Consider the following 5,834-nt stretch of genomic DNA (forward strand, 5'->3'; position numbering starts at 1 on the left):
TTTTATTAATTATCAAATGAAACTTAATATTCTGATTTTACTGGTATGAAAACCCGTTTCACTGGAAGGAATATAAGTTAAACGGGCAATAGAGAATTTATTTCGGTATTGTTTATGGATTCATTCCATCATAAGGTATTATAAAAAAAGGTTCGCACTCTTTAGTATTACATCCTAGGTAAATAATTTTTTCATCATTGGTAAACGTGGTTATGCCACCACCATTGATATGGAAATCCCATAATTCCAGAACAAATATTTTATGATGAACAATGAGTTCTGATAATATTCATTACCTCTTCATTTTCTTCAATAAATGAAAATGAACCACTATGTTCCAGGAATTGTAAGGAAACGTTTTCATGAGAAAAATCAAGCTGTAATAATGGATAGAGAGCTCTATCGAATCGACCAGCAATTACTCGTGTAGGCATGGATATTTCTTTCAACCTAGGGCGAAAATCAGGGATCATTAAAATTTGACCACCAATATTAAAATCTACATCTTCCCCACAAAAGATTGGATATAATTCAATATTTCTAGCTCCAGGCTCCGTAGCTATTTTTTCGGAGTTTTTGGGGTCGAAGAATCGGACTAATGAAGCTCCTTTTGCAAAGAGAGATTGCATTTCTGGTGATGTTGAAGCATATCCACTTCGACGAAGTTGGGATATTTCACTCCATACGTCTGGTAATTGATTTTCAATGATTTTATTTATATTTTCGTGATTCTTCTGCCACATGTAAGGGCTATGTAAGCTATTACATAATAACAAGGATTTTATTAATTCTGGATAATCCAAAGCAAGTTTTAAACTTATTAAACCACCATATGAGAAACCAAAAATATGTGCTCCATCTGGACATAATTTGTTAATTACACATGCAACATCAAGTACATCCTCTTCAAAAGTTATTTCGGAAAGAGATTCTGGTTGATCAGATTTTCCTCTTCCGAAAAGATCTAAGTATATGACACGAAATTCAGTATGTAGTATATCGAAGTGAGGATGAAATATTACATGTGAACCGGCAGGCCCAAGTCCTGATAGAAGGATGAGAGGTTCTCCATTACCTGCTTCTTCAACCCAAAGTCTTTTTCCTCTAATATTATGGAATGTGCCTGGGGCATGCTGAAAACATATTGTGTTTGTCATATTATCTCCGAGTTTGTTACGAAAACACCTATTTCTATTTTTCGAGTTTTTTTACACTTTTACGATAGATGAATGAATTGAATGTAAAAATAATAGCCATGTTTTTAAGTTAATTATATTTTAGAGTGTGAGATTTTATGTGATTCAGAAACTAGATTAGGTAAAGAATAATTGAAATATTTATATTCACCATTGGATGAATTATTTTTTTCAGGGTGGGTATGTGTACGGAGTAATTCCTTTTTTGAGTATGCTACCACTAGTGAATCGTATACATTTTCTGTTAAGAGCTTATTCAGGTGGCTATAATCGAAGGTATTTAATTTATTAATGGTATTTATCCAGTTTATATTAATCAGGCGATTTGTAATATCAATATCTGTACTCATTGTTTTTTGGCCTCTCTCATTAATAATTCTCGCTTGCGCTCAATCCCCCAACGATATCCAGATAAACTTCCATCATTCCTGACTACCCTATGACATGGAATCGCAACCGCTAGCATATTGGCGGCACATGCATTCGCTACGGCACGTATAGCTTTTGGTGAACCAATACGCTTGGCAATTTCAGCGTAACTGATAGTGGTTCCTACCGGAATTTCTCGTAACGCCAGCCAAACTCGTTGTTGAAAAGCTGTACCGCGAATATCTAATGGTAGTTTTAGCTCAGCTTCCGGAGTCTCAATAAACCCGACGACTTGCGCGATAATTTGCTCAAACTGGGGATCTCCACCAATAAACTCTGCCTGGGGGAATTTGTCTTGCACCTCCTGTAAAAGTTTATTGGGATCATTTCCCAGTAAAATAGCACAAATACCCTTTTTACTTTGTGCAACTAAAATATGACCTAATGAACAAATGCCCAATGCAAAGTAAATTTGCACTCCCTTTCCACCGGCGCGCCAAATTTTCGGTGTCATACCTAATAAATCGGATGAAATTTCATAGAACCTGCTGCTGGAATTGAAACCTGCATCTAAAATGGCTTCAGTAACACTATGGTTTTGTTCTAAATTATTCCTCAAACGCTGACCACGGTAAGCATCGGCATAGGCTTTTGGCGTCAGACCTATTTTTGCCTTGAATAATCGATGAAAGTAAAATGGGCTCATTCCTATGTGATTGGCGATACTTTCCAGAGGAAGATAGCCTTCATTTTGTTCTATGTAACGGCAGGCTTGCGCTATTTTAGCAAGGTTGCTAGCTTCTTGTTCAGGCTGGCTTCCTGGTAAACGCTTACTTGGACGATAACCTTGCTGTTTAGCATCACTTTCATTGTCAAAAAAGATCACATTTTCCCGTTTTGGTAGGCGGGCAGTACTGGAAGGTAAACAATATATTCCTGTAGTACGCACTGCGTATACGAAATGACTATCAGCATCCTTATCACGTTCAACAATGGCTTGCCAACGTTTCTCATTGGTTTTCCATAAATTTTTTTTACTCATATATCACCTATCATGGTTAGCGAATGAGCACCTTAATACTAATAGATTGGTAGATAATGGTAGGGAAATCACCCTGTCTCTTGCTTTTTTAATTTTTTAAAGAATATATATTAGAGTCATATAGATGCTACTATCTTTTATCAAATAAAAGAGCGTTCAATATTCCCTACCGGACGCCAGATACAATTAACGAGTAACAAGATTAATAAATATTTGTGCTCCAACTAGCAGGTAGTCATCGTCAATAAAATAAGCATTGGAATGCGGGTAGTTATCTATTAATCAATAATGCGACACATCTCGCGAATGGCATCCAGCCCTTTTTTTGGTGTTGAACCGTGGGCAGAAACACCGTAGACATCCAGAGTCCATGTCGTTCCCCATGAAGTGAGAGTACCGCTTGTCAGAGCGATAGTACCTGTATCCTCAGCGCCATCGTTATGCAGGGCATAGACTTCACTGACACCGTCCATGCACCCCAGCTCAACCATTTTATCTGCGCCCGGAATACGCATATCTTCTTCTGCCATCTGGAAGATAAAGCGCACGTTGACGCTCATTTCATTCTGATGTTGTGACAGGTAATTGGCGGCTGTCAGGGCAACTGTCATATGAGTGTCGTGACCACAGTTATGCGCATAGCCTTCATGAATAGAACTGTGGTCATTATGGTCAGATCTACGGAAATATTGTCATATATGATGACCTGAACAACAGGGTATCAACACGAACACTGACTGTAAGAAAGATCGTGTTGTTCTGGATGAGAGGGCAATCAAGGATCTTTAATGCTGAGAGCATAACCGATCCTGAATTTATAAAAGATCGGCTCCTGTAATGGATCAAAATATCATTCAGTTTATGCTGTTGGTTTGATATCCATAATGGTTTCAATGGCGCCGCTGCTTAAGAGACGCTGTTTATTGGGTACTGCCTCAATCAAATGGTTGACTGGCAAGACTCGGATACCTGAGCCTAAAAAGACCGGCACCGTGGTAAGAAATAGTTGTTGTAATTCTCCGGCATCGGCAAAGAATGCTGCTGTTTCTCCACCACCAATGATCCATACATCTTTATCTTTAGCGGCGGCCCGAGCTTTAGAAGCAATTTCACTGGCAGAATCATGAGTGACAACGGCATTAATTTCTGTAGGAACAGGTAAATTTCTGGAGGAGAGAATAAAAGAAGGGATATTCTGATATGGCCAGTGACCAGCCGTATTCTTCATAATCCATTCATAGGTTCCGGCCCCTATAATGGCTGCTCCAATACCCTGATAAAAGGTTTCATAAGGAGTGGCGTCATCGCTGAGAGCAAATGTCTCCAGCCAGCCTAACTCATGATTCTCTGTAGCGATATAACCATCCATTGTTGCAGCAACATAATAAATGAGCTTTGACATATCTTTCCTCATTTTGCTTTTTAGGGCTTATGAATATTTGGAAAACCCAGTTGGTGTTGAGATAATTTTTTTTGTTACATTATTAATAACTCTATCAGGGGAATCGAAAATGGATTAGCTTTTTAAACTAATATTTTAGAACAGCATGTTTAAAATTGATGTTGGTCACATAACTTTTTGAAATAAAGAGTTTGTCTATAATTTTTTATGTATTAACTGTCACAACTACTACAAATTTTAAATAAAGCAGGATGAATAAATTGATTTGTAACCATGCTGCATGGTTGCTTTAATCATCCGGTTTTTATCGATAATATATTTATACCCGTCGTCTTTCTAGTCGCCTCTTTGTTGGCTGCGCTCACTCACCCCAGTCACATAGTTATCTATGTTCCCGGGGATTTATTATCTTGCCGCCGTGATGCAACTTGAAATCCATAGGGGACATTGATCGATCACATTAAATTCACTTTAAGGATAAATGATGGCTATTGGATACTTCTTAGTTGTTGGGGATAAGACAACATGTGGTGGTGCAATTTTAACGGGCAGTAGTACAGTTACTTTTTACGGTAAGCCGTCTGCTCTTGAGGGTTCAGAGGTCAGTTGTGGCAGATTTGCCGGTAAATACCGGATTATTGGTGGTGTCAGTGGTTTTATCAATTATCAGCAAAGAATGGCAGGAACGCTGGATAGCCAGAGTAGTTGCCCTTGTCAGGCTGGCTTGATTCAGTCTATTCCTGATTCCTATGCTAAATAATGACGGTTGATAACTAATTATGCCATTGCAAATATCTTCGATGGCATTTAAGAGATTAAATAAATAATTTATGTTATTGACAATTAGCTTTTAAAATATAAAAGATATGACCAAAAATAAGAGGTGTCTTATTGGATTGTTGTTTAATTTGTTTATAGGATTACTCTTATTGAATAAGATAGGGCAGAAAACGGATTTAACCAAAATAGAAAGGATAACAAATTATGTCTAGATTTATTGTTACGCGGAATAACGGAAAAGCGCTTCTCGGAACTGAGTTTCATCTCACTCCCGGTAATACACTGACATTAAAGATTGATGGCTTAAACCTCAATACCAGAAAGCATCTTAAGTTTCTGTCAGATAACGGACTGGTATCTATTTTTCAGCGTGATAATCCTAAGATGAGAGAGCAAACATTGCAAATAACAGCGATTAATATAGGAGTAAGTAAAGTTAAGGCGGTTGATACAAATATTGATTTCTGTCCTAATTTTGCTCAGGGTGTTGCTGAAGATTGCTTTCCACATTTAACGATTAATATCGTACCTAAAATATCGATCCCCGCTGATCTTACTGCTGAACAACGAGCAATGCTGATGGTGTTGTTGGCGGAGACAACATCACCAGATACAATCGGCGGAAAGTATGATGAAAAAGAAGCTAAGGACACTATGCAGTATATGCATGATGTATTATTAAACAGAGTTAAGTCTCCTAAATCACATGAGCTTGATGTCCCAAAACACGGAAATAAATTAATTGGATTAATTTCAGGCCCCAGAACAATAAAGGGTTTTAGTCAATATCCCAACATTGAATCAGGTATAAAAAATAGAATTAATGGTATGTTAGTCACTGCAAATGATGGAACTCACGATAATTTTTTAGCTTATCGTCAATTAATTAAAAATGCTATCAATATAGCTAAAAGTAATAAGGTTTCTAATACAGAAGTTATTGCATGGAGAACAGCAAACCGTACTTCTCCTGGTAAAAATTTCATAAAAATGTTTTCATTGCAGGGCCAGGATTTTTACAAATTATCAGAAGGTTATCTTAAAT

5 protein-coding genes and 1 pseudogene are annotated in these 5,834 nt (G+C 37.4%); 2 read left to right on the top strand and 4 right to left on the bottom strand.

The features are described 5' to 3' along the window. Positions 1 to 260: 260 nt before the first annotated feature. The 4 genes and pseudogenes from AACX38_RS04330 to AACX38_RS04345 form a co-directional block, all read right to left on the bottom strand. Positions 261 to 1,157 carry an alpha/beta fold hydrolase gene (locus AACX38_RS04330; RefSeq protein ID WP_206601824.1) on the bottom strand — a complete coding sequence of 299 codons (897 nt, stop codon included), beginning with the start codon at positions 1,155 to 1,157 and terminating at the stop codon, positions 261 to 263. A 385-nt stretch (positions 1,158 to 1,542) separates the two neighbouring features. Beyond that, the gene (ada, locus tag AACX38_RS04335) at positions 1,543 to 2,607 is read right to left on the bottom strand and encodes a bifunctional DNA-binding transcriptional regulator/O6-methylguanine-DNA methyltransferase Ada (protein WP_099120401.1); all 1,065 of its coding nucleotides are present in this window, start codon (positions 2,605 to 2,607) and stop codon (positions 1,543 to 1,545) included. Between the two features lie 281 nt (positions 2,608 to 2,888). Then, positions 2,889 to 3,278: pseudogene (locus AACX38_RS04340) on the bottom strand (M20/M25/M40 family metallo-hydrolase); the annotation flags it as partial. 188 nt (positions 3,279 to 3,466) lie between these two features. Continuing rightward, positions 3,467 to 4,009, bottom strand: coding sequence for a dihydrofolate reductase family protein (locus tag AACX38_RS04345; protein ID WP_099120399.1), 543 nt, complete (start codon positions 4,007 to 4,009; stop codon positions 3,467 to 3,469). 484 nt (positions 4,010 to 4,493) lie between these two features. Between AACX38_RS04345 and AACX38_RS04350 the strand changes: the two genes are divergently transcribed. Both AACX38_RS04350 and AACX38_RS04355 read left to right on the top strand, forming a co-directional pair. Beyond that, entirely contained in the window at positions 4,494 to 4,769 is a 276-nt protein-coding gene (locus AACX38_RS04350; protein ID WP_099109568.1) for a PAAR domain-containing protein, read from the top strand. Positions 4,770 to 4,993: 224 nt separating this feature from the next. Next, positions 4,994 to 5,834, top strand: an 841-nt coding sequence (locus AACX38_RS04355) for a hypothetical protein (RefSeq protein WP_228865791.1), incomplete at its 3' end; no start/stop codon positions are given.

The sequence above is a fragment of the Xenorhabdus sp. PB30.3 genome, from assembly GCF_963895965.1.
GTDB classification, from domain to species: domain Bacteria; phylum Pseudomonadota; class Gammaproteobacteria; order Enterobacterales; family Enterobacteriaceae; genus Xenorhabdus; species Xenorhabdus stockiae.

Coding starts and splice junctions, on each gene's coding strand:
- AACX38_RS04330 (WP_206601824.1), bottom strand. CDS start 1,157: ATGACAAACACAATATGTTTTCAGCATGCCCCAGGCACATTCCATAAT.
- ada (WP_099120401.1), bottom strand. CDS start 2,607: ATGAGTAAAAAAAATTTATGGAAAACCAATGAGAAACGTTGGCAAGCC.
- AACX38_RS04345 (WP_099120399.1), bottom strand. CDS start 4,009: ATGTCAAAGCTCATTTATTATGTTGCTGCAACAATGGATGGTTATATC.
- AACX38_RS04350 (WP_099109568.1), top strand. CDS start 4,494: ATGGCTATTGGATACTTCTTAGTTGTTGGGGATAAGACAACATGTGGT.